26 protein-coding genes are annotated in these 22,368 nt (G+C 43.8%); 9 read left to right on the forward strand and 17 right to left on the reverse strand.

Annotated elements, in window-relative coordinates; all coding sequences use genetic code 11:
• Positions 1 to 10: 10 nt before the first annotated feature.
• From BMY16_RS01570 to BMY16_RS01620, 12 genes are all read right to left on the reverse strand, one after another.
• A complete protein-coding gene (locus tag BMY16_RS01570; protein ID WP_244512812.1) occupies positions 11 to 802 on the reverse strand; it encodes an exopolysaccharide biosynthesis polyprenyl glycosylphosphotransferase in 792 nt (263 codons plus the stop codon).
• A gap of 12 nt (positions 803 to 814) precedes the next feature.
• Entirely contained in the window at positions 815 to 1,474 is a 660-nt protein-coding gene (locus tag BMY16_RS01575; protein WP_091839136.1) for a Rossmann-fold NAD(P)-binding domain-containing protein, read from the reverse strand.
• A gap of 316 nt (positions 1,475 to 1,790) precedes the next feature.
• Complete coding sequence (locus tag BMY16_RS01580; protein WP_091839138.1) at positions 1,791 to 2,372, reverse strand: superoxide dismutase; 582 nt, start codon at positions 2,370 to 2,372, stop codon at positions 1,791 to 1,793.
• A 162-nt stretch (positions 2,373 to 2,534) separates the two neighbouring features.
• Positions 2,535 to 3,602, reverse strand: a complete 1,068-nt coding sequence (locus BMY16_RS01585; RefSeq protein WP_091839141.1) for a Fic family protein — start codon at positions 3,600 to 3,602, stop codon at positions 2,535 to 2,537.
• Between the two features lie 220 nt (positions 3,603 to 3,822).
• Positions 3,823 to 4,068, reverse strand: a complete 246-nt coding sequence (locus BMY16_RS01590) for a helicase associated domain-containing protein (RefSeq protein ID WP_139207090.1) — start codon at positions 4,066 to 4,068, stop codon at positions 3,823 to 3,825.
• Complete coding sequence (locus BMY16_RS15905) at positions 4,065 to 4,199, reverse strand: hypothetical protein (RefSeq protein WP_262987316.1); 135 nt, start codon at positions 4,197 to 4,199, stop codon at positions 4,065 to 4,067. The genes BMY16_RS01590 and BMY16_RS15905 overlap by 4 nt, the downstream gene beginning before the upstream one ends.
• Before the next feature lie 165 nt (positions 4,200 to 4,364).
• Entirely contained in the window at positions 4,365 to 4,517 is a 153-nt protein-coding gene (locus BMY16_RS15405; protein WP_170835966.1) for a hypothetical protein, read from the reverse strand.
• Between the two features lie 41 nt (positions 4,518 to 4,558).
• Positions 4,559 to 4,987: a hypothetical protein gene (locus BMY16_RS01600; protein ID WP_091839148.1), complete on the reverse strand. Its 429-nt coding sequence runs from the start codon at positions 4,985 to 4,987 to the stop codon at positions 4,559 to 4,561.
• Positions 4,988 to 4,992: 5 nt separating this feature from the next.
• A complete protein-coding gene (locus tag BMY16_RS01605) occupies positions 4,993 to 5,598 on the reverse strand; it encodes a Panacea domain-containing protein (protein ID WP_091839150.1) in 606 nt (201 codons plus the stop codon).
• A 232-nt stretch (positions 5,599 to 5,830) separates the two neighbouring features.
• Positions 5,831 to 6,061, reverse strand: a complete 231-nt coding sequence (locus BMY16_RS01610; protein WP_091839152.1) for a helicase associated domain-containing protein — start codon at positions 6,059 to 6,061, stop codon at positions 5,831 to 5,833.
• 5 nt (positions 6,062 to 6,066) lie between these two features.
• Entirely contained in the window at positions 6,067 to 6,810 is a 744-nt protein-coding gene (locus tag BMY16_RS01615) for a hypothetical protein (protein WP_091839155.1), read from the reverse strand.
• Positions 6,811 to 6,879: 69 nt separating this feature from the next.
• Complete coding sequence (locus BMY16_RS01620; protein WP_139207091.1) at positions 6,880 to 7,728, reverse strand: hypothetical protein; 849 nt, start codon at positions 7,726 to 7,728, stop codon at positions 6,880 to 6,882.
• 572 nt (positions 7,729 to 8,300) lie between these two features.
• On the opposite strand from BMY16_RS01620, the gene BMY16_RS01625 reads away from it, so the two are divergent.
• A complete protein-coding gene (locus BMY16_RS01625) occupies positions 8,301 to 8,537 on the forward strand; it encodes a DUF2188 domain-containing protein (RefSeq protein ID WP_091839839.1) in 237 nt (78 codons plus the stop codon).
• Positions 8,538 to 8,850: 313 nt separating this feature from the next.
• Here BMY16_RS01625 and BMY16_RS01630 read toward each other — a convergent pair whose 3' ends face one another.
• From BMY16_RS01630 to BMY16_RS01650, 4 genes are all read right to left on the reverse strand, one after another.
• Positions 8,851 to 9,429, reverse strand: coding sequence for a hypothetical protein (locus BMY16_RS01630; RefSeq protein WP_091839160.1), 579 nt, complete (start codon positions 9,427 to 9,429; stop codon positions 8,851 to 8,853).
• 153 nt (positions 9,430 to 9,582) lie between these two features.
• Complete coding sequence (locus tag BMY16_RS01635; RefSeq protein WP_091839163.1) at positions 9,583 to 10,317, reverse strand: TIGR04255 family protein; 735 nt, start codon at positions 10,315 to 10,317, stop codon at positions 9,583 to 9,585.
• Positions 10,318 to 10,852: 535 nt separating this feature from the next.
• Positions 10,853 to 11,242, reverse strand: coding sequence for a WbuC family cupin fold metalloprotein (locus tag BMY16_RS01645; RefSeq protein WP_091839168.1), 390 nt, complete (start codon positions 11,240 to 11,242; stop codon positions 10,853 to 10,855).
• A 723-nt stretch (positions 11,243 to 11,965) separates the two neighbouring features.
• Positions 11,966 to 12,244 carry a WbuC family cupin fold metalloprotein gene (locus BMY16_RS01650; RefSeq protein WP_170835967.1) on the reverse strand — a complete coding sequence of 93 codons (279 nt, stop codon included), beginning with the start codon at positions 12,242 to 12,244 and terminating at the stop codon, positions 11,966 to 11,968.
• Between the two features lie 333 nt (positions 12,245 to 12,577).
• Between BMY16_RS01650 and BMY16_RS01655 the strand changes: the two genes are divergently transcribed.
• The 8 genes from BMY16_RS01655 to BMY16_RS01690 all read left to right on the forward strand — a co-directional run bounded on the left by BMY16_RS01655 (position 12,578) and on the right by BMY16_RS01690 (position 20,872).
• Positions 12,578 to 13,618: a type I phosphomannose isomerase catalytic subunit gene (locus tag BMY16_RS01655; RefSeq protein WP_091839173.1), complete on the forward strand. Its 1,041-nt coding sequence runs from the start codon at positions 12,578 to 12,580 to the stop codon at positions 13,616 to 13,618.
• Between the two features lie 98 nt (positions 13,619 to 13,716).
• Positions 13,717 to 14,874 carry a GDP-mannose 4,6-dehydratase gene (gene gmd / locus BMY16_RS01660; RefSeq protein WP_244512814.1) on the forward strand — a complete coding sequence of 386 codons (1,158 nt, stop codon included), beginning with the start codon at positions 13,717 to 13,719 and terminating at the stop codon, positions 14,872 to 14,874.
• Between the two features lie 7 nt (positions 14,875 to 14,881).
• Entirely contained in the window at positions 14,882 to 15,460 is a 579-nt protein-coding gene (rfbC, locus tag BMY16_RS01665; RefSeq protein WP_091839178.1) for a dTDP-4-dehydrorhamnose 3,5-epimerase, read from the forward strand.
• Positions 15,461 to 15,493: 33 nt separating this feature from the next.
• Complete coding sequence (locus tag BMY16_RS01670; RefSeq protein WP_091839181.1) at positions 15,494 to 16,702, forward strand: UDP-N-acetylglucosamine 4,6-dehydratase; 1,209 nt, start codon at positions 15,494 to 15,496, stop codon at positions 16,700 to 16,702.
• 12 nt (positions 16,703 to 16,714) lie between these two features.
• Positions 16,715 to 17,629 (forward strand): glucose-1-phosphate thymidylyltransferase RfbA, encoded by a 915-nt coding sequence (rfbA, locus tag BMY16_RS01675; protein WP_091839185.1) that lies wholly within the window; start codon positions 16,715 to 16,717, stop codon positions 17,627 to 17,629.
• A gap of 1 nt (position 17,630) precedes the next feature.
• Positions 17,631 to 18,767 carry a dTDP-glucose 4,6-dehydratase gene (rfbB, locus tag BMY16_RS01680; RefSeq protein ID WP_091839187.1) on the forward strand — a complete coding sequence of 379 codons (1,137 nt, stop codon included), beginning with the start codon at positions 17,631 to 17,633 and terminating at the stop codon, positions 18,765 to 18,767.
• A gap of 112 nt (positions 18,768 to 18,879) precedes the next feature.
• Positions 18,880 to 20,415 (forward strand): MATE family efflux transporter, encoded by a 1,536-nt coding sequence (locus BMY16_RS01685; protein WP_091839190.1) that lies wholly within the window; start codon positions 18,880 to 18,882, stop codon positions 20,413 to 20,415.
• Entirely contained in the window at positions 20,402 to 20,872 is a 471-nt protein-coding gene (locus BMY16_RS01690) for an acyltransferase family protein (RefSeq protein WP_091839193.1), read from the forward strand. Before BMY16_RS01685 ends, BMY16_RS01690 begins: the two co-directional genes overlap by 14 nt.
• On the opposite strand, the gene BMY16_RS01695 is transcribed toward BMY16_RS01690, so the two are convergent.
• Positions 20,861 to 22,294, reverse strand: a complete 1,434-nt coding sequence (locus tag BMY16_RS01695) for an IS4 family transposase (RefSeq protein WP_411267759.1) — start codon at positions 22,292 to 22,294, stop codon at positions 20,861 to 20,863. The two genes, BMY16_RS01690 and BMY16_RS01695, sit on opposite strands and share 12 nt — an antisense overlap.
• Between the last annotated feature and the right edge of the window lie 74 nt (positions 22,295 to 22,368).

Raw genomic sequence — 22,368 nt, forward strand, 5'->3', positions numbered from 1 at the left:
AAAAAATATCTTAATACGCATGCTCATCATGTACAAAAATCGTCTTAAACGTCATCCAGATGATACGGATATCCAGCCAGATGCTCCGATGCTCCATATACCAGATGTCTCGTTTCACACGACCTTCCATCTGCCACAGTTCCTTGGTCTCACCTCGGAATCCCGTCACTTGTGCCCATCCTGTCAAGCCAGGCTTCACAAAGTGCCTTACCATATACTTATCTATCAACTCCGAATACTGCTCCGTATGCGCCAGCATATGCGGTCTTGGCCCCACAAAGCTCATGTCCCCCTTCAGCACATTCAGGAACTGCGGCAGCTCATCGATATTCGACTTCCTCATAAAGTTACCAAACGGATACTTTCTCGGGTCATCCTTCGTAGCCTGCAGCCTGTCTGCATCCGCATTCACATGCATCGAGCGGAACTTCAGCATCATAAAGGTCTTACCGTCGATACCCGTTCTGGCCTGTTTAAAGAAGATAGGCCCTGGGCTCTGGATCTTGATAATCAACCAGATAAACGGGAACATCAAGGCTGTCGGGATCAGGAAGAAAAGCGACATCACAATGTCAAACGCTCTCTTGATAGCCCTGTTAACCGAATTCTGTAGCGGATTCTCATAGGTGGTATAAATCTCCATATCGTCCATCAGCTCTCGCTTCAGGTTCAGTCCGATGGACTCCACGGACACGGGCACATAGTAAAATCTGATCACCTTATGGTCGCAGAGTTTTGATATCTTCCGAATCGTATCTCTCTCCAGTCTCGAGACGCAGAGATACAACTCGTCGCCCAACACCAACTCTTCTGGCTAGTTAATCTTCGAAACAAAATCCTCAAAGCTTCCCAGCCTTACCAATTGATCCTCCTTCCATCTGCTTCCTTGATGATTATATCTGCGTTCTGCCTCTTCAACCTCAGAGATCAGTTTAGTCAGGTCCTCTTCTCCATAATACCCCAAGATCCTGTATCCCAAGGTTTCATCATACTTCAGCTTCCGGTAAATGCCCACCAGCTCCGGGTCCGAGCCCACCAGCGTCACGGCTCGGGTGTTTCGTCCAGCCTGGCGATAGAGTCTGATAAACCATCGTTCAGACAATCGTTTGGCCACCAGCAACAGGAAAAATGCCGTTCCTATGCCCCACTGTATCCAGCCTATAGGCAGATAATAGTCGAACACCTTCAGCAACACATAAGCCAACACCGACTGAACAACGGTCAGTCCTACAATACGTTGCAGGATATCGCCTGCACCTACCAATCTCAGATGGATGATGGTGGAAAAACGCAGCTGAGCCAATATCAGTGCGAGATTATTAACCAACACAAATATCTCCAGACTCCGGGCCGGCCAACAATTCACCTGCCACGACCATCGTGCTGGTATCAAGATCAGGGCATTCAGCAACATAAAGTCACCCAGCATCACGATCCATTTGATGAGTCTGTTCGATTGATTGTTGTTACTCATATAGTAGTCTCAATTGAATTAATCTCCATATCGCCGACAAAGATAGTGCAAATTGAGCGAAAAACCAAATAAAAATCAATATAATTTGTTTTTTAGCGAAAACCGCCCCTTATGTCATCCCGACCTCCCTTCCCTCTGTCATCTCGACCTCCCTTCCCTCTGTCATCTCGACCTCCCTTCCCTCTGTCATCTCGACTAAGCGAAGCGCATGGAGAGATCTAGAGATTTCTCGACTCCGCTCGAAATGACAAAGGGTCTGTCATCTCGACCCCTTCTTCCTTGTCATCTCGACTAAGCGAAGCGCATGGAGGGATCTCTAAAATCTCCCCTCTACAACCTTCCAGTCGACGATCTGCCACAGCGCAGCCAAATGATCCGGCCTACGGTTCTGATAATCCAAGTAATACGCATGCTCCCACACATCGAAAGTCAGCAGAGGCCTCAATCCCTTTTGAATAGGATTAGCAGCATTCGGCTCCTGCGTAATCACGAGCTTTCCGTCCTTATCAGCCGACAGCCACACCCAGCCACTTCCAAACAGCGTAGCGCCCTTCTTCTGAAACTCCTCCTTGAAAGCCTCAAACGAGCCAAAATCACGAGCAATCGCGTCAGCGAGCTTTCCCATAGGAGCATTATCTGCCTTGGGCGCACAAAACTGCCCAAAATACAGATTGTGGTTCAATATCTGCCCCGCATTATTCAGCATACCACCCTCGGCCTTTAGGACAATCTCCTCCAAAGGCAATCCAGCCAATGGACTCCCTTCCAGCAGCCCATTCAGATTATTCACATACCCGGCCAAATGCTTTCCGTGATGGAAACCAATCGTCTCCTTACTAATCACCGGCTCCAATGCATCAATCGCATACGGCAGCCCCATCAATTCAAACTTTCCCATACTCAATTATTATAATTATCCGCCGGCAAATATAGGTATTTAATCCATACCCTCAAAATAAATCAATATCTTTTATTAATTTATAACGATTTCCTCCTCCTGTCATCTCGACTCCCCTCTTCATGTCATCTCGACCAACGTGGAGAGATCTCGACAACCTTTTTATTGCGCTACAAACACCCGCCAGCTGCCATCCTTCTCGCCCCGTTCCACGTACTTCTTGCTAATCAACTGATCCAGCAGTTTCTGTATCGCAGCGATGCTAATGCCCGTCTCTTCCCTCATATCCGCCAGCGTCAGCGTAGGCTGTGTCCGCATGGCATTCAATAACTTCGTGTAGTTAGGTGTACGGAAGGCGATTCTCTCCCCGTCATACCACCACACGTTCTCATCCTTCTCACTCACAAACAACACATCGTTATAAACTTCCGTGGCCACAAGCTCATTAAAGTACTTCAAAAATGGTCTGATATCCTTTATTTCAGCATGAGCACCATCACTGGGCAGAGGTCCTACTTCGATGTCAGCCTGGTGCAGTGCCTCCAAGTATTCACTCTTTTTTCTGCTGCGTACCACAATCATAGGATAGTCGTGCCGAGTCAGGATAAAGTTCACCATCAGGCGGGCTATTCGGCCATTGCCATCCTCGAACGGGTGTATGCGGATATAACGGTAATGAAACAACGCAGCCAACTCCACGGGCGACAGTTTTCCCTCCTTTTCAGCCTTGTTATACCAATCCACCAAATCCGTCATCAGCCCCGGAGTCTCCTCTGGCGATACATATTCAAATCTATCACCATAGCGGGTAATCACGCTATTCGGTCGCGTTTTATACTGTCCCGCATGCACCGTATAGCTTGTCTGCTGTCCTCCCGGCAGATTCCTATATACAGTGTAGTCCTCACGTAGCAGTGTCTTGTGCAATGTTCGTATGAAGTTCTGCGTCAGTGGCATCTCTTTCACGCGAGCCTCCTCAGTCATCATCTTCAGGCCCACGTTACTCGCCGTCATCTCTTGCACGTCATGCACGTCTGCCTCTCCAATTACCTTGCCAAACAGCAGCAGAATCTCCGTCTGCCCATAAGTCAGCGTATTACCTTCAATATGGTTACTATTGTAGTTAAAGTCTACGGTAAACCTACGGCTCAACCGCTCTCTATCTTTCTCCGAGAGAGGTTGTAACTCCTGCCATGCTGCCAATGCCTTTTTGATATTCAGATACTTCATAGATGCCAAATTTTTGCAAATATACAAAATTATATTAAAATGGTTGTAACATTACAACCTTTTTAACATAATTCATATAAAAAAGGCCTATTCCCTCTGTCATCTCGAGCGCAGTCGAGGGATCTCTACCCTACTAGCCTATCAGCCAGCGCCTTCAATTCAAACTTTCCCATACTCCTTATGTCTTAGATTAATCAGCCCTGCGGCAGACTTTCTTTCGTTATTGATACTGATTCACTCTTCTATACTTTTCGCACAGTACAAGCAGCTTCTCAAACGCTTCCATCCTCTCCGCCTTCAACCTCCCCGCATTGAGTAGCTTCCTCTGCTGCTTCACCCAATTCAGCATATCATGCTCCTCAATCCGATGCTTAGACGGATTCCGGTGATTCTCCTCAATGAAGCCCTTCACCTCCTTATACCGTATTTCCCATCTCTCGTCTTGTGTCATAATAATTAAGCTCAAACAGGTTCTTTGATGGTTCTGTTTACCTTAGTGTAGTCTGAGAATTTGCGGTTTTCCCAAATTATCAGTTGCATCCCCTCCATATAGGGAGGGGCCTTGGGGAAGGTGGATGCTTTCTTTAGTTCTTTCATTCGCGCCGAAAGAAAGGACATTACCTTTTGTTCCTTTTCGAAAAGGAGAATCACCCCTGTCATCCCGAGCGCTCCCCTCTCTGTCATCTCGACCTCCCTTCCTTGTCATCTCGACCAACGTGGAGAGATCTCTCCTCCTCCCCCCATCAACGCCGAAAACCAGCCTCATGGCTGGTTCCCGTCTATCCTCTGCTGCTTCACCCAATTCAGCATATCATGCTCCTCAATCCGATGCTTCGACGGATTCCTATGATTCTCCTCTATGAAGGCTCTCACCTCATTATATTTTGTCAACCAACGTTCATCCTGTTTCATCATTAACCCTTAACCATGAACCATCAACCATTAACCATGAACCCTTAACCATTAAAGAATTGTCTTATCTCATCAGCAGTCAACGAGCCACTGGCAATGATTTGTTGCTTGATTTGGTTAAGATCGGCTTCGCATAATAAGCCACAATACTTGACTTCTTCGCCCAAGAAATGACTAAACTTTGCTTTGATTGGCTGTGCACAATTCACATATGAGTCATGTGAAAGGAATGAATAATCCTCCTCTTTAATTTCCACCTGACATGCCAAAAGCTTAGGACGTTTCATGATATACTGATTAATCTGAGAGTTTATCATGACCGAACAAACCAGGATCCTTTCTTTTTCTACACCAGCCACTACAAGGAATTTCTCATGATCAACGCCCGACCAAGGTCCCAAAAACACTGAGCCGGGAACAACTGAAAGATCCTTTAGGTTATCCAAAGCTGAAAATGTGTTTTTCTTTACCATGACTTTTAACTTAGTCCAGTTTCCAAATCGGAGAACTCTTTTATGCACGCCATTTCTTCTGAATCAAGACCAGCCTCCCGGGCGATATCCTCCCATTTGATTGAGAAATCCCTTGCTGTTGAACGCCAGGCTATATCATGCGATTTCTCTTTAATCTCATCATATGACAAGCCCGCATATTTGGCGATAGAGTCATCCAATGCATTTCTCTCATTCTTTGAAAGCTTGTTCATGTCAGCATCAACCAAAGGCTGCACATACATCCAATTCTCAACTTTAAAGAAAGCACCGAGTCCCTCAGTATCTGGCAGATAAGAGTCACCTCGTACAATTTTCAGCATATCGTACATCTTTGAAGGAACAGGCCCTGCATCCATGGCAATATACGTATCGCCAGTGATAGGTTTGCCCCACTCTGCCAAGTGCTGTCGATCTGCAAAATAAATGATTTTGAAGATCTTATGAAAGTCCTTTCGCTGTACACGGCAGGCCACATACAGCAGAGCATTCAAAGCTTTCACCTTATCAAATTGTACATTCATAACTCCCATTGTCCTTGATTTCGGATGCAAAGATATATATTTTTTTGGAAACAACATAAGTTTTACCATTATTTTTCCACTTTACCCTCAAAAGGTAAAACTTCCATTATAACCCTTCACCATTAACCACTAATCATTATTCATCCCTCCTCCCTTCCTTGTCATCTCGACCAACGTGGAGAGATCTCATCAGATTTCTCGACTCCGCTCGAAATGACAAAAGGCTGTCATCCCGAGCATCGTCGAGGGATCTCCTCCTACCCCATTAACGCCGAAAACCAGCCGCATGGCTGGTTTTCGTCTATTGATACTGATTCTTCCTCCTATATTGTTCCGTCAGGGCAAGAAGTTTTCTAAACTTCTCCACCCTTTCCGGCTTCATCTTTCCTGCATTCATGGCTTTTCGATTCGCCTTTAGCCAATTCAGCATATCATGCTCCTCAATCCGATGCTTCGACGGATTCCGATGCTCGCGCTCAATGAACTCAACCACTTCCAGATATCTCGCCATCCATCTCTCGTCCTGCGTCATTCCTTCTATACATTTATTCCACTCACCTTACACAAACTGTAATACATCAATATAAGTTTTCTATAATTCGGCTGCAAGACCAATTTATAGAAGTCGTCAGTGTAATCACAGTTTCCCTTACTCTTCTCGTACGATCTAAAAAACTGATTCAACCGGCTTCCCCTTATAGCCTCAAGATAAATCATCTGCTCACCACTCAGGTATTCCTTATAATCATTTATCAGCGCATCCACCATAGACTTTAATTCATTATAGTCTCTAATAAATTCCTCCGTTACATCTTTACACCCTGAATGTTCAGGCACGTGACAACGCTCCTTCCAACGTTTCCTTTCAAATAGGGCCATAATACCATCAAGGTCCGATATCGGAGGATTGTTACCCGTTTCTCTAAACTCAATATTCATCCAAGCCAACATACTGCCCAGATTTCCCACTTTCACCTTAATCACTGGTGTCAGACGTCGTTTGTTCAGATAATTGGGATACTTTATCGTCATCCAATAAATAATCACTCCCGCAATATAGCTATAAGCTAAGGCCTGACATGCTCTATTAACCCCATCTATTATTTCTTCAGAAAAACTGCACGGTATTTTTGTTATCAACGGAATATCGATACTAAACACAGCCCATACCGACAATAGCGATCCCACGAACAACATGACTGATACTACATTCATGAAGAACCACCTCTTTATCCTCCATACCTGAAACTCAAGCTTACTAACTTTCTCAATTTCTCTCATGGTTGTTCATCATTACAAACACAATCAAATCATCATATTGTTTCTACCAACTTTCATCTTGGGTCATCACTATAGAGTTAAAGATTCATGATTAGCGGTTTTCAAATCTCTAAGTTTCTCAGCTATATCTTCAAGCACCTTTATTCTATTCTCCCACTCCTTACCACATTCGTCAAAACAAACTCTTATATTCTTGTTTATCAAATCTATATAACTTTGTATTAAGTCTACTATTCGTATCATAGCCCACATGCTTTTCACGCTCATCCCAAAATCGCAGTTCTTATAAGCCTCAATTTGTTCTGAGAAGGAATCTCTTTGGTGCGAATCAATTGTATTCCTAACAAACTCTGCCTCATTTTTCTTTATCATCAACTTGGATACTCTTTTTATACCTTTCCATAAATCTGAAAGGACATCCTTGTCTGCCAATCGCTCAGGGAATTGTCTCATTCTGCATGAAACAATCTTATATAGATTCTTCTCTAGAGCCTCATACATTATAGTATAAGCATGCTTGCTGAGCATTATCCTTTCGGTGTCAGATGAGGCTTTTATTATACTGATTAAAGAAGCAAGAGCATCCATCTGTAACAACGTCAGATATCCTGCCAAATTAGTGGCATCGTATCCTGATTGCAATAATACGCGCCATTCATTAGAAGGATAGATGTCTATAACAACAGATTTTGACTCATTATCAAATCTCACTATTTCCTTTTCGTAATGCTTTAATAGTGTCAGATAAATCTCGCTCTTTTTCCCGGCATAAACAAGATATTCTTCCAGTTTCTTCAAATCCAGGTCTGCTTCAATCTCTATCCATTGTAGAATATCATGAACATAAGAGTCTGGTATTTCAAACACGCGTAGTATTTCAATACCACTCTCATATTCCACGGTCTGAATATCTTTCAATAATTTCTCAAGCATCACATAAAATAATTATCAACCATGAACCATTGAAATTGAATAGAAAAAACGGAGCAAATCCTTTCACTTATCCGACAAGTTTTTCTACATCAGCAAAAGTTGTCCCACAAAGCCATCCTCCCCTACCATTCTGAGCCCATCTTTTATTCCATGATTATATGTATCCGCACTTTGCTTCATCTGGTGCTTCTGCTCTTCTTTCTCTTAATCTGAGAGTGGCAGGTCGTCAATCTTACTTTCCCTGTTTCTTGTTACAATTTCCTTGATGGGGTCTACCAGCTTCTCTGATATATCCCCATCCATAAACCTTGCTATTAAAATTGTTCTGTATGAACCTTTGATATATATATCACCCATCGAAATATTTGATGTCATTTTGTCAGTTCCGCAAATACAGGCAACAAACTTGCTAGAAATGTACTTGAAGAATTGAAAGTCTTGATAATCTGTCAGTCTGGCATATAACTATTTTTTATGGTAGTGGCCCCAGCCATCAAATGGACCAGGTGAGGCCCCAAAACCTCAGGAGGGGAAGAATAATAAACCTCTTTACGATTATGAGACAAGAAATACACATTGTTCCTAATCAAGAGAGGGGCGGTTGGGATGCAAAGAGGCAAAACGCGGAAAGAGCCTCAAAGCATTTCGGAACCAAGCAGCAAGCTGTGGATTGGAGCCGCAATCTTGCAAAAAAGGAAGGACTTGAAATGATTCCTCATGGCAAAGACGGCAAAGTACAAAATCCTAACAGCTACGGTAACGATCCTTGCCCGCCTCGTGACAAAAAGCATTAATTGTCACTCTCATGGTAGCAGGTCTTTGGCAGAAGGCCTGCTACTTTATTGATATTGATTAACGTGATTATACTTCTTACTCGACACCAACAACTCATTGGACAGCAACATCCCTAGTTCCTTCAATTTCCCTGCCTTCATCAGTGTTTTGTTGTGCTTTATCCAATAGCAGTAAAAACCTCTTTCAATATCGTCGTACTTTGAAGGATTCCGCTTGTATGTATTAATGAAATCAACGACAATAATGTATTTGGATAGACACTTCTCATCCTGAGTAATCGCAGAATATAATGTCCAAGACAATCCTTTCTACCTACAGCTCTTTTTTCTCAACTTCGATTTCTGGTAGTCCAATTCTGCTTAGATAATCGCAGAACCTTTGGTTTATCAAATCTCTAAACAAATCGTCAACAGAACATACCTTGTGGTCTAGTCTACTATAGAGTGTATCACGATTTATCGTAAAGAAATATTTGAAATCAATGATTAACTCAGGCATATCTTTCTCGGGAAAGACCACATAGTGATAACGTGGGTCATTATTAGCTTTAATATATCGAATCCTTTCACTATTAATTCTATCACCCACATTCATCAAATCGCCCCAGTTCTTCCCTTCACGGAAACTTGAAATCTCAAATAGAGGTGCTACAATCAAATGAAGAAGTGAGCCTGATTTATTCTCCGTCCTATGAATAAAATCTGTATGAAGGTCACAATCCTGATTGAGGCAAATCACAAGTGGGAAAGTTATCTTCTTTAACAGAATAGCCCCATCCGGCTTTACAATGACATCCTCAACAATATCAATATTATGGAATATGTCACCCTGCATTATTCGCCCATCTTCAACCTTCTTATCAGGACGTCTTACAACAGTTGCATTATTCATGAATTGCTTTTCTTAGTTCAATAACCTCCCTAACAGGTACATAATGACTCTTATAATAATCTACATTAAAAGAGACCACACTCTGCACCGTAATCTCAGGTTCTTTATATGCCGGCTCTAAGTCCTGCAATGATACAACGTCTAATTCATCCATCACCTTAAATAATCAATGACTTCGCCTCGGATATACCTTATAAAAGTATCAAAAGCCGCGTGGTTATATACAGAAATCATCTCACACCAGTTTTCTATTGGTTGAAGCCCCTCTGAATACACGTCGATATCCAGAATTACATCCTGACTGCTAATCTTGTTAGGATAGAATTTATTTGGCACACCATACTGCACTCTGATTCTATAATCCTCTTTCAAGTACTCATCAACAATAATCAGGCGAGAAAGATCATTTTTCTTTGCCAGAGACTCTTTCAATATCTTCGTTTCAGATGCATTCAAGACAGTCGGAAGATTGCCATCTTTATTAGCAGGAAAAGTGTTTATAAAACGCATTCCGATTCTCCTAGACTTTATGGTTCCTCCCGTTCTCTCCGAGAAAACCTCAACTACTTTCCCTAGGCGTTCTTTGTATAAATCATTAGTAGTATAGTAGTTAGATGAGAAGATAATGGCCTTATCGACTGGCGATATCTCTAATCTAACACTTGGTTCAATTAAAAAGAGGAATTTCTTGGCTTCCGCCTTATCAATCCTAACACTATCCAGGTTCACATTGAAATGTGGTGAGATTTGGATTTGCCTATTAGGAAAGACCATGCCTAAAGCATCACTTATGTCTCCATAATCCAATTCACTACTCATATCCAAATCTATTCGAATAATAAATGTGGATACTTTGTTCTTTGTAAGGGTTCTTTTGGGGTTACTCATATTGGTTATTAGTATTTTATTCAAAAAGTGGAGAGTTGTCTAAGAGCAAAACTGCTTTACTCTCTCATTTAGAGCATTCAGATTAAACACTCCCATGATATCATTATTTAGGTTTTCTGCTTCAGTGTCTTAACAATGGAAGTTAGCATTTTCTGAATTCTGATAAATAAACAGGACATGACTTCCCAGTCGGAACGGTTAAACCCGCTCTTTTCCGGAGCTGATTTTGGTCTGAAATGGTCTCCTTAAAAACGAAGCATATCCGTTCAAAAAAGGGGAAAATGTCAGTTTTTGGCGTCCTGGCTTTAAAAAAGCCTTTTAGGGCAGTTTTCTTGGACGAGCCAAGCGACAAAGCCGAGCGCTCGACTTCGCTCGAAATGACAAAGAGGGTATGCCTTCCCGACACCCTTTTATTGTCATACCTACGCTTTTTTGTCTTCTCGACCGAGTGCAACGAGTGGAGAGATCTCATGAGATTTCTCGACTTCGCTCGAAATGACAAGGGGCGACTTCACTCGAGATGACAAGGGGGCTGTCACCCTTTCCATACTTCATCCTCATCCAGCGGGCTGTACGCCCCATCCTTCGCCTCAAACAGCACCGTTCCGCTCTCCAGACACTTCAAGCTATGCCACTGTCCCTTCTCGATATTCAGCACTACTCCACCCGGCACCATATCAATGGTATCCGTCAGCCATCCTTCAGAGTCATAGAAATACTCCTCAAAATGCCCGCGAACGCAAACACATGTCTCAGATGTCCCCTTATGTCTGTGTATAGGCATCACCGTTCCCGGCTCCAGTGCATTCAACATCCTTTGCGACTGGTCGTCAGCAGAATTCCGCATATCTAGATTACAACGCAGCCTCGGGCTCTCCTTCGCCTTCGCTGTCAACTCATCCAGTATCTTCTTATCTATAACCATTTTTCCGTTTCAATATCTTCAAGTGCAAAAGAGCTTCCCCCACTCCTCAGGGTCACCCCATCCTTACGAACAGGGCGAGCCATGGAATCCTATTTCCGGCAATACACTTCATAGATGACTGGTATCCAAATGCACCGATGATTAGTAGTAACCGCTGGCAAAGATACGATTAAACGAGCAAAATACAAAATAAAACGCAGATTATTTTTAGTTTCGAGTGTGAGTATCCTCGAGACTTTGTCTCAAAGATAGTGAAAATCGAGCGAGAAACCAAACTCTTATTTGGATTTTTCCGAGAGCCGCCCGCTCGGCTTTGCCGCTTTTACAAAGCAAAGCGACTAAAAGAATTTTCGACCTCATTTCGAGGTCAAATATACAACTTTTCTGCTAACAATCCAAATTTTCGAGCAGCGAACGCAGAGAAAAGATCACTTTTACTCTGCTGAGTCGTGAGAAAATTCGACAATCTGTCAAACTTTCTTCGCACTTTTTTCAGCGGAGCTCAGGCGAGCATGCTCGAAAGCGCCCAAAAACTCCTCACCTACAAAACCCAAAATCGCCTCGAACCATTACGGTTCAAAGCGATTGTCATCTCAACTAAGCGATGGAGCAGTGAGTGGAAAGCTAAGCTTGCTTAAGCTATCCAGAGTCGCGGCAGAGTTCGACGTAGTCAAATGACAATGAGGGTTCTTGACATAGCCAAGCGAGCGAGGGTGGAAGTCCCTACTTCATTATATCCCCCTCTTCAAGCGGTTCATACGCCCCATCCTTCACCTCCAGAATCACAGAGCCACTCTCCAAGGCATGAACAGTATGCCATTGACCAATAGGCACATTAAGAGCCGCCACCGGCCCATTGGGGCTCAATTCTATCGTCTCGGTACATCTACGCATCTCGTCATAATATTCCCATACCAGTCGACCACGGAGACAAACCACAGTCTCTGAAGTCTTCTGATGGCGATGAACCGAGGGAGCAGCGAGCGCAATGCCGAATCTCATTCGAGCATTGCCGAGTCGCGTCCAAGGAAGACCGAAGGTCAATGGGGAAACCATTAATCACTCGCTTACCTTATCCAATAATCACTATCACCGTTTGCGAAGGTACACAATAATCTCCATATTTCCAAATTTTGCCGCCACTTTTTTTCTAAAACCCTAATCAAATCTCCTCCTCCACCCTCTTATGAGGCAATCGGTCACCATATTTCAATATCGTTTTGGCTTAATCTCGATAACTACCTATTTACAACAAGCCACTCAAATCCCACATCATTTGGCGACATCCCCCACTCCTCGGTTAATCCGGGGGGGATTAACTGAAAGTAGAAAAAAATGAAACTCTACCCATTACTCTTCGAACCCAACCTCCACGAGGTGATATGGGGAGGAAATAACCTCAGACCCTATAAAGGCTTGGAACCCTCTGATGAGCCTATTGGCGAGAGTTGGGAGGTCAGTGCAGTGCCCTCCAGCACTAGCATCATCAGTAATGGCGATTGGGCTGGCAAGGATATCATCTCCGTCATCAAGGATTATCCAGAACAGATCCTGGGAAAAGAGGTCAACCAGAGATACCACGGCCAATTACCATTACTCGTCAAATTCATCGATGCCAAGCGTGACCTGAGCATTCAGGTACATCCCAATGATGAGATGGCGATGCGCGAACATGGCAAGATGGGTAAGAATGAGATGTGGTACATCATCAAGGTCGAAGAGGGAAGCCACCTCTATGCAGGCTTCAAGCAGGAGATATCCCCCAACGAATACCAGCGCAGAATAGCCGATGGAACCATCACGGAAGTCCTAGCCGACCACCCTGTCAAAGCGGGTGACGTGTTCTACCTCCCTGCAGGCCGTGTCCATGCCATCTGTGGTGGCATCATGCTGGCAGAGGTCCAGCAATCCTCTGATGTCACCTATCGCATCTACGACTACAACCGTCCAGGCTTGGATGGCAAGCCTCGTGAACTGCATACGGAATTGGCTGCGAAAGCCCTCGATTACCATGTCGAGAAGAACTACCGTACGGAATATAGTGAGACATCAGATAAAGCTGTCCAGATTATCGATTCCCCCTATTTCGATGTGCGTGTGATGGAAATCAATCAGTCCATGCATCGCAACCTGATTAAGTATGACAGTTTCATTATTTCCATGTGCATAGCTGGCGACTGCAAAATCAGGATCAGAAGTACTCAGGATGAGATCATCCTGAAAGAAGGTCGTAGTACCTTGATTCCTGCAGCGATAGCAGATTACGATGTCACCCCCTTAAATGGCTCTTCAAAACTGCTGGATGCATTTATTGACAACAAAGACAGAAGCCTTCCTCATAAGGTTACTCGATTCTTACATATTACTCAGAAATAATAATCATATATGAACTTTTGGAGCAGCGAGAGATAAGCAAAGAATGCTTTAGCTTATCTGAGTCGTGACAAAAGTGCATGATAAAACAAAGTTTTAGCATGAAAACAGCATTAATTACAGGTGTTACGGGTCAAGATGGAAGTTACTTGGCCGAGTTCTTATTAGAGAAAGGCTACGACGTCCATGGCATGATCCGTCGTAATTCATCGGATTATCGTGAACGTATTGCCCACTTGGAGGGTGTCAAGAACTTCCACTTACACTTCGGTCATTTGGGAGACTCGATGAGTATCATCTCAATTATTAACAAGGTAAAACCTGATGAGATATACAACCTGGCTGCCCAGAGTCATGTGCAAGTAAGTTTTGACTCTCCAGAGTTTACGGCTGATGTTGATGCGACTGGTGTCCTCAGGGTTCTTGAAGCAGTCCGTCAATGTGGTTTGGCAGATAAGTGCCGTATTTATCAGGCATCCACCTCAGAACTCTATGGTAAGGTAGAAGAAGTTCCTCAGAACGAGAACACCCCTTTCCATCCCTACAGCCCCTATGCTGTAGCTAAGCAATATGGATTCTGGATTGTGAAGGAATATCGTGAGGCATACAATATGTACTGTTGCTCTGGTATTCTGTTTAATCATGAGTCAGAGCGCCGTGGAGAGACTTTCGTCACCCGCAAGATCACCCTTGCTGCAGCTCGTATTAAGCAGGGTAAGCAAGAAAAACTCTACCTCGGTAACCTGAGTTCACTTCGTGACTGGGGCTATGCCAAGGACTACGTAGAGTGTATGTGGCTCATCCTTCAGCAGGATAAACCCGAGGACTTTGTAATTGCAACCGGTGTTCAGCATTCGGTTCGTGAATTCTGCTATTATGCTTTCAAGCGTGTTGGCATTGAACTCGAGTTCCAAGGCGAGGGCGAAAACGAGAAAGGTATTATCAAGAGCCTTGCTTCAGACATCCGCTCGGCCGAAGGACGCTTGCAAGGCAAGAACCTTCAGACATCAGCCCTCTCCGTAGGCGACGTAGTCGTCGAGGTCAGCCCCGATTTCTATCGTCCTACGGACGTAGTTAACCTCTGGGGCGATCCCACCAAGGCAAAGGCAAAACTGGGCTGGAATCCCAACAAGACAAGTTTCGAAGAACTGGTGAATATCATGGTTGACTCCGATATGGCAAAAGTTGCAGCAGAAGATGCTGCCACAAAGGTAAGAACCAACCTCGCAGAGTATTTGGAGAAAGGTATTGTAAAGTAGGAAAACGATGGAAGTAATAAAAACCAATATCGATGGTCTGTTTATAATAGAACCGCAAATTTTCAAGGATTCGCGAGGTTATTTCTTTGAGTCTTTCTCACAACGTGAATTTGATGAGAAAGTGACACCGATTATTGGACAAAAGATTACTTTTGTTCAAGACAACGAGTCGATGTCCTCTTACGGTGTGATGCGAGGTCTTCATTTCCAGTGCCCCCCATTTACCCAGAGCAAACTTGTACGTTGTGTGAAAGGCGCTGTGCTCGATGTGGCAGTTGATATCCGTAAAGGCTCACCAACTTATGGTCAGCATGTGGCTGTTGAGTTGACAGAGGAGAATCACCGCCAGTTTTTCATATCGAAAGGTTTTGCACATGGCTTTGCCGTACTGAGTGAAACGGCTGTTTTTCAGTATAAGTGCGATGAGTTCTATCATCCTGAGACTGATGGAGGTATTAGTATCTTAGATGATTCCCTTGGTATTGACTGGCATATACCAACAGATAAGGCTATCCTTTCTGAGAAGGATATTAAGCATGTGTTGCTGAAGGATTTTGATAGTCCTTTTGATGTGAAATCCATATAAAGGGGATTTAAGTAATGATTAGTATATATTGCTATGTTCAATATAGATAAATTTATTTCAGACAGTGTGACGTTCCGTCCCGTCAGCATGTTTGCCCCAGATATTGAGGCAAACAAGGAGAAGCTCACCCAGGAGATTAAGGGTAAGAAAGTATGTGTGATTGGTGGTGCTGGCTCTATCGGTTCCAGCTTCATCAAGGCGGTGTTACGGTTTGAACCGGCAAGCGTGGTGGTGGTTGATCTGAACGAGAACGGATTGGCTGAGTTGGTGCGCGATGTGCGCTCAACAAATGGCCTGTACGTGCCCGATGAGTTCCGCTGCTATACGCTGAACTTCGCAGACCCTATCTTTGAGCGCATCTTCCGTGAGGATAAGGGCTTTGATATTGTGGCAAACTTCAGTGCGCACAAGCATGTGCGTTCGGAAAAAGACCGCTACAGCGTGCAGGCGCTGATAGAGAACAATGACATCAAGGCGAAGAAGCTGATGGACTTGCTGATGGTGTATCCTCCGAAGCACTTCTTCTGTGTTTCGACGGATAAGGCTGCAAATCCTGTGAACATCATGGGCGCCAGCAAGCGCATTATGGAGGATTTGGTGATGGCATATAACAAGTACTTCAAGGTGACGACAGCGCGTTTTGCGAACGTTGCATTCAGTAATGGTTCTTTGCCCGACGGTTGGATTCACCGCTTGCAGAAGAAGCAGCCGCTGGCTGCGCCAAGCGATGTGAAGCGTTACTTCGTTTCGCCCGAAGAGTCAGGCCAGATTTGTATGTTGGCTTGTATCCTTGGTAATGGAGGCGAAGTTTTCTTCCCGAAACTGGGGGAGGACCAGATGTTGACGTTCTCTTCGATTTGTGACAAGTTCGTAACGGCCAATGGACTGGAGAAAGATCCGTGCTCATCAGACGATGAAGCCAAGCGCAAGGCCGCAGCACTGGGTTGGGATGACAACAAGTATCCTACGGTGTACTTCGGTTCAGACACCACTGGTGAAAAGGCCTACGAGGAGTTCTATGTGCCTGGTGAGAAGATTGATATGCAGCGCTTTGCTGCCCTTGGTGTAGTCTGCCAGACCACTCGCCATGAAATGAGCGAGGTGAATGGGTTCTTCGACAAGTTGGAAGGCATCTTCCAGAAGGAGGATTTCACCAAGGCGCAGGTGGTAGAGGCCATCAAGGAATTCATTCCGAATTTTGAGCATGAAGAAAAGGGTAAGAACCTTGATCAGAAAATGTAAACCATATAATTTATGAAAGGTATAGTATTAGCGGGAGGCAGCGGAACGCGCCTCTATCCGATAACTAAGGGTGTTAGCAAACAACTTTTGCCAATCTACGATAAACCGATGGTTTATTATCCAATCTCTGCACTGATGCTCGCAGGCATAAGGGATATACTAATTATTAGCACACCGTATGACTTACCAGGGTTCAAGCGCCTCTTAGGTGATGGTTCAGACTATGGTGTACACTTTGAGTATGCAGAGCAACCATCCCCTGATGGACTGGCACAGGCATTTATCATAGGCGACAAGTTCATAGGCAATGATCCTGCTTGCCTAGTGCTTGGTGATAATATTTTCTATGGCGCAGGCTTTACTTCACTTCTAAAGCAAGCTGTTAAAGATGCGGAAGAAAACAACAAGGCATCTGTATTCGGTTATTGGGTTTCTGATCCGGAACGCTATGGTGTTGCTGAGTTTGACAAGCAAGGCAATTGTTTGAGCATTGAAGAGAAACCTGCCAATCCTAAATCAAACTATGCCGTTGTGGGTCTCTATTTTTATCCTAACAAGGTGGTAAATGTTGCAAAGCATATTAAACCCTCTGCTCGTGGTGAACTGGAGATTACCACTGTCAATCAAGAGTTCCTGAAAGATGGAGAATTGAAGGTTCAGGTCTTTGGCCGTGGCTTTGCATGGCTAGATACTGGTACTCATGACTCTTTGGCAGAGGCCAGTACTTTCGTGGAAGTTATTGAGAAACGCCAGGGCTTGAAGGTCGCTTGCTTAGAGGGTATTGCTTACCGTAATGGTTGGATTTCAGAAGAGAAAATGCGTGAATTGGCTAAACCCATGTTGAAGAATCAATATGGCCAGTACCTTTTGAAGGTTATAGACGAGATGAAGGAGGATATTAATTCCAATACATTGCAACACGTTTAATATGAAGCGCAATATTGTTATTACCGGTGGCGCAGGCTTTATTGGAAGCCATGTGGTGCGCCTTTTCGTGAACAAGTATCCTGAGTATCACATCATCAACCTCGACAAGTTGACGTATGCTGGCAACCTCGCAAACCTGAAGGACATCGAGGACAAACCCAACTACAAGTTTGTGAAGATGGACATCTGCGACTTCGACGCTTTCTACAAGCTGATGCAGGACAAGAAGGTGGACGGCATCATCCACCTCGCTGCTGAGAGTCATGTGGACCGTTCCATCAAAGACCCCTTCACCTTTGCCCAGACCAACGTGATGGGAACACTCTCTCTGCTTCAGGCTGCCAAACTGTATTGGGAGAGTCTGCCGGAGAAGTATGAGGGCAAGCGCTTCTACCACATCTCTACCGATGAGGTGTATGGCGCTCTGGAGTTGACACATCCAGAGGGCATCGAGCCTCCTTTCACTACGACCGCTTCTTCTGCCGAGCATCATTTGGCATACGGCGACAAGTTCTTCCTGGAGACCACGAAGTACAACCCTCACTCACCTTATTCAGCTGCCAAGGCATCTTCAGACCACTTTGTTCGTGCCTATCACGACACTTACGGCATGCCCGTCGTGGTGACCAACTGCTCGAACAACTACGGTCCCTACCAGTTCCCCGAGAAGCTGATACCTTTATTTATTAACAACATCCGTCACCGCAAGCCATTGCCCGTCTATGGTAAGGGCGAGAACGTTCGCGACTGGTTGTTCGTTGAGGACCATGCCCGTGCCATCGACCTCATTTTCCATGAGGGTAAGATTGGCGATACCTATAACATCGGCGGCTTCAACGAGTGGAAGAACATCGACATCATCAAGGTGGTCATCAAGACGGTTGACCGTCTGCTGGGTCGCCCGGAGGGTGCTGACGAGGATTTGATAACCTTCGTAACCGACCGAGCCGGTCACGACCTGCGCTATGCCATCGACAGCACCAAGCTGCAGCGTGAACTGGGTTGGGAGCCCAGCCTTCAGTTCGAGGAAGGCATTGAGAAGACCGTTCGCTGGTATCTCGACAACCAGGAGTGGTTAGACAATGTGACGAGTGGCGACTACCAGAAGTATTACAAAAACCAATATGGAATCAAATAACCTTTCCCCCCAAAAATATAGAATCAAACTGTCCGATATAAAGATACGTTTGGTATAAAAAAACAGCTTGAGAATATCGTGCTGGACTAAGAAACGTACATAGGTGGCTATCATGGCAGAAAATAAACAGCTAATAGCTAAGAATACTCTTTATCTCTATGCGAGGATGTTGCTTGTGATGTGTGTAACTCTTTACACATCGCGGGTTATACTTCACACTCTAGGTGCAACTGATTATGGCGTCTATAGTGTTGTAGGAGGTATAGTTGTGATGTTCTCTTTTCTATCAGGATCTTTGTCAGGTGCTACAAGCAGATACTTAGCATTTGACTTAGGGAAAGGAGATAAAGAACAACTTAATAGAACATTTTCTTCTTCATTGAATATCTATCTTTCTATTGCTTTAGTAATAGTTCTTTTAGGGGAGATGGTAGGATTATGGCTTGTTTCTAATAAACTTACGATACCTATAGAAAGATTGAATGCGGCATATTGGGTTCTTCATTTTAGTGTTATTACGGCATTTTTTAGTTTTTCTCAATATCCTTACACTGCCTCTTTGCTAGCTCATGAAGATATGTCTGTTTATGCATATGTGGGTATTTACGAGGCTGTATCAAAGTTGTCCATTGCATTTGCGATTACCATATCCCCGATTGATTCGCTCGTATTTTATGCATTCCTGATCATGCTCAATCAAATATGCATACAATCATTTTATAGAATATATGCTTCGAGGAAATACACTGAATGTAGATTCAGATTGATAGGTGACTCGGCATTATATAAAAGGTTATTATCATACTCAGGGTATGATATGCTACCTAGCATGTGCATTATGTTTCAAAATCAGGGTGCTGACATTTTACTTAATGTGTTCTTTGGCCCTATAGCAAATGCAGCACGCGCGATTGCAAATCAAGTAAATGGAGCGCTAAATCAAATGGTTATTAATTTAATACAAGCGGCACGCCCTCAAGTTATTAAAGACTATGCACAATGTGACCCTATAGGAATGTACAATTTGACATTTTTGGTTTCTAAATATGCATATTTGCTAATGCTTGCCATGACTGTACCTCTTTTCTTTGAGATGGATATTATAATTCAACTATGGTTAGGATCAGAAGCGCCATCTCATACGGTTATTTATTGTAGAATTGTCTTGCTTACAGGTCTAATAAGTACATTCAGTTACGCTTTATCCATGCCAATGCATGCTATTGGAAAATTACGTAGTTTTAGTATAGTCAATAGTTTACTGTATTTATTACCTATACCTATATGCTATTTGATGTTTAAATTAGGAGCACCAGATTATACAATATTCGTGGCCATATTTGCTTCTAATGTCATTATAATTGCGAGTACTCTCTTTTTATTGCATCGTTTAGAAGGCTTTTTATGGCGGGATTTTTTTACAAGTGTATTTGTAAGCTGCTTTGTTATAACATTAATATCAATTATAGTCCCGATTCTATTAATCCATCTTCTACCATCTTGTTTTTGGAAACTAGTCATTGATATAATATTAAGTGAGGTAGTAATTGGATTATTAGTTTGGTTTGTGGCAATGGATGCAGAATTAAGATTTAAATTTAAAATGATTATTCATATTAAACTGCATAAAAACAATGCGTCAGAGTAATATAGAATTATGCCGCATCATTGCAATAATGATGGTACTCACGGTACATTCCTCTTTTGCTACTTTTGGAGGACCTGCAGAGTGGGAAAAACCTTACTATGGATTGATTGTGGCCCAATCCTTGAGTGTTGTGGGTGTTAATTTGTTTGTGCTTATTAGTGGTTATTTCTCTATCAAGTTGAAAACACAGTCAGTATTGCGATTATGTTTTTGTTACTTGTTTTATGCTATAATGTCATCTGTATTTGCATATTTCAATAACTCGTTCTCATTTAGACAACTTTTGTTTGTATCAGAAGCTAACTGGTTTATTGCTGCATATATTGGTTTGATGTTTTTGTCTCCAATCCTAAATACATTTGTTGATAATAGTAGCAAAAAGACCCTCGAAACAACGATCGTTGTTTTATTATTATCTGAACTTTCGCAAGTGAATATTCATTCATCAAGCGACTAATTTATACATTTGATATAGCTTATGGAACTTAGGATTCCCACCAATAACCGCAGAAAGCAGTTCGCTGGCATCAGCAGAGATAATCTCTGCGATTTCCAGTATGGTATCCAGTATCAGTTCCCATATTCTGTCCGTTACGGACAGCTCGAGAGTATTCCCCGTGGCTTCACGGAAGAGGGCTCCGATAGTTTCGTAAGCCTCAAACCGCTTCACCATACAAAGTATATTGTACTGTATCATCGTCAGCGTAGTGCTTGCAATCTGAGCGGAGAAGTGGAGGCTCTGACATCTGCCGAAGCCAAGCAGTTGCTTACAATCGTGATATGCCACCTCAGTAGTCCAACGAGTAGCATAAGTCCGATATGCCTTAAGGAAGCTGAGCGAGAGGTCCGTGGTGAGCAGTCCGTTCCACTGTCCTTTTCTGCCTCGCTTCGAGAAGAACAGACGCACGGTGGTTCCTGCAAACTTCACGTCTATGGTGCAGTAGGTGCACTTCAAGGTCCTGTTGTGCTTGGTGAGGCCCTGCTTCTGGAGTTTCTTGATAATTTGGTTGGCTGTCAGATCACCCCACTGGGTGTGGTATTTGGTCTTTCCCAATTTGATCATACCAATCAGATGACACTTGATGTGTCGGCTGGTAATCAGGCGAACGAAGTCCGCACAGGTAAACCAGCTGTCAATGAGCAGATAGTCGAATCGGATGCCGCGCTTGATGGCGTACTTCACCATCTCGATGGCCTTGGCAATCTTCGACATCGTATACTCCTTGATGCGTTCCTCGACAGCCTCTCCGCTATGATCCTTGCTATACCGTGCTTTGCGCTGTTTGTCCGTCAGCCCCTGCTTCTTGTCAGGCTTGCGGCCTTCTTCACCATGAAGCGAGAAATCGAGGAACAGTTGGCTCATGCCATCGCTCAGAAGCAGCGTCAGACATTTGTAGCCAAGGATGGTCTTGTGCTCAAGGTGAGAGAAAACCTTGCCGATGAGCTCACTCTTACGTCCGCTCTTCGGAGCGTCAGTGTCATCGATAATCAGGCAGACAGGCCTGTCATGCTCAGCCTCGGTGCTGCGGCTGATCTTACGCAGCAGTTGAAGGTTCATTGCATACAGCAGTTTGCGCCACTTGATATTACCGTCATTCATAAAACGATAGAACATGTCCTTCTCACAACAGAACAGGCGGCTTAATGAAGAGCCCGAGTACCGGTATGCATTCCTGACGACAAAGAACGGGAACAGCACCAGAAGATTAAGGACCTGCACGTTCGTGAACTTGCAGTTCTCCTTCTTCTCTGTCCCTATCTGCTCCGGACGTATGTTTATGCACTCCATCACTCTCATAATCGCATTAATTGTACGGTTATTCTCATTTTCTGAGAAAAAGCTTCTCAAATCTGAAATAATTGTTGTACCTTTGCTCACGGCTTCTAAGTTTGTACTTTACTGTTTGGCGATTGTAAAGTTACTCATTTTCAGTGAGTTGAGCAAACTTCGAA

This window comes from Prevotella sp. ne3005 (assembly GCF_900110085.1).
Taxonomy (GTDB): domain Bacteria; phylum Bacteroidota; class Bacteroidia; order Bacteroidales; family Bacteroidaceae; genus Prevotella.

Bases quoted from the DNA above. Each gene is read 5' to 3' on its own strand.
- BMY16_RS01575 (WP_091839136.1), bottom strand. From the start codon at position 1,474: ATGAGTAACAACAATCAATCGAACAGACTCATCAAATGGATCGTGATG.
- BMY16_RS01580 (WP_091839138.1), bottom strand. From the start codon at position 2,372: ATGGGAAAGTTTGAATTGATGGGGCTGCCGTATGCGATTGATGCATTG.
- BMY16_RS01585 (WP_091839141.1), bottom strand. From the start codon at position 3,602: ATGAAGTATCTGAATATCAAAAAGGCATTGGCAGCATGGCAGGAGTTA.
- BMY16_RS15905 (WP_262987316.1), bottom strand. From the start codon at position 4,199: ATGAAAGAACTAAAGAAAGCATCCACCTTCCCCAAGGCCCCTCCCTAT.
- BMY16_RS15405 (WP_170835966.1), bottom strand. From the start codon at position 4,517: ATGATGAAACAGGATGAACGTTGGTTGACAAAATATAATGAGGTGAGA.
- BMY16_RS01600 (WP_091839148.1), bottom strand. From the start codon at position 4,987: ATGGTAAAGAAAAACACATTTTCAGCTTTGGATAACCTAAAGGATCTT.
- BMY16_RS01605 (WP_091839150.1), bottom strand. From the start codon at position 5,598: ATGGTAAAACTTATGTTGTTTCCAAAAAAATATATATCTTTGCATCCG.
- BMY16_RS01610 (WP_091839152.1), bottom strand. From the start codon at position 6,061: ATGACGCAGGACGAGAGATGGATGGCGAGATATCTGGAAGTGGTTGAG.
- BMY16_RS01615 (WP_091839155.1), bottom strand. From the start codon at position 6,810: ATGAGAGAAATTGAGAAAGTTAGTAAGCTTGAGTTTCAGGTATGGAGG.
- BMY16_RS01625 (WP_091839839.1), top strand. From the start codon at position 8,301: ATGAGACAAGAAATACACATTGTTCCTAATCAAGAGAGGGGCGGTTGG.
- BMY16_RS01630 (WP_091839160.1), bottom strand. From the start codon at position 9,429: ATGAATAATGCAACTGTTGTAAGACGTCCTGATAAGAAGGTTGAAGAT.
- BMY16_RS01635 (WP_091839163.1), bottom strand. From the start codon at position 10,317: ATGAGTAACCCCAAAAGAACCCTTACAAAGAACAAAGTATCCACATTT.
- BMY16_RS01645 (WP_091839168.1), bottom strand. From the start codon at position 11,242: ATGGTTATAGATAAGAAGATACTGGATGAGTTGACAGCGAAGGCGAAG.
- BMY16_RS01650 (WP_170835967.1), bottom strand. From the start codon at position 12,244: ATGAGATTCGGCATTGCGCTCGCTGCTCCCTCGGTTCATCGCCATCAG.
- BMY16_RS01655 (WP_091839173.1), top strand. From the start codon at position 12,578: ATGAAACTCTACCCATTACTCTTCGAACCCAACCTCCACGAGGTGATA.
- gmd (WP_244512814.1), top strand. From the start codon at position 13,717: ATGAAAACAGCATTAATTACAGGTGTTACGGGTCAAGATGGAAGTTAC.
- rfbC (WP_091839178.1), top strand. From the start codon at position 14,882: ATGGAAGTAATAAAAACCAATATCGATGGTCTGTTTATAATAGAACCG.
- BMY16_RS01670 (WP_091839181.1), top strand. From the start codon at position 15,494: ATGTTCAATATAGATAAATTTATTTCAGACAGTGTGACGTTCCGTCCC.
- rfbA (WP_091839185.1), top strand. From the start codon at position 16,715: ATGAAAGGTATAGTATTAGCGGGAGGCAGCGGAACGCGCCTCTATCCG.
- rfbB (WP_091839187.1), top strand. From the start codon at position 17,631: ATGAAGCGCAATATTGTTATTACCGGTGGCGCAGGCTTTATTGGAAGC.
- BMY16_RS01685 (WP_091839190.1), top strand. From the start codon at position 18,880: ATGGCAGAAAATAAACAGCTAATAGCTAAGAATACTCTTTATCTCTAT.
- BMY16_RS01690 (WP_091839193.1), top strand. From the start codon at position 20,402: ATGCGTCAGAGTAATATAGAATTATGCCGCATCATTGCAATAATGATG.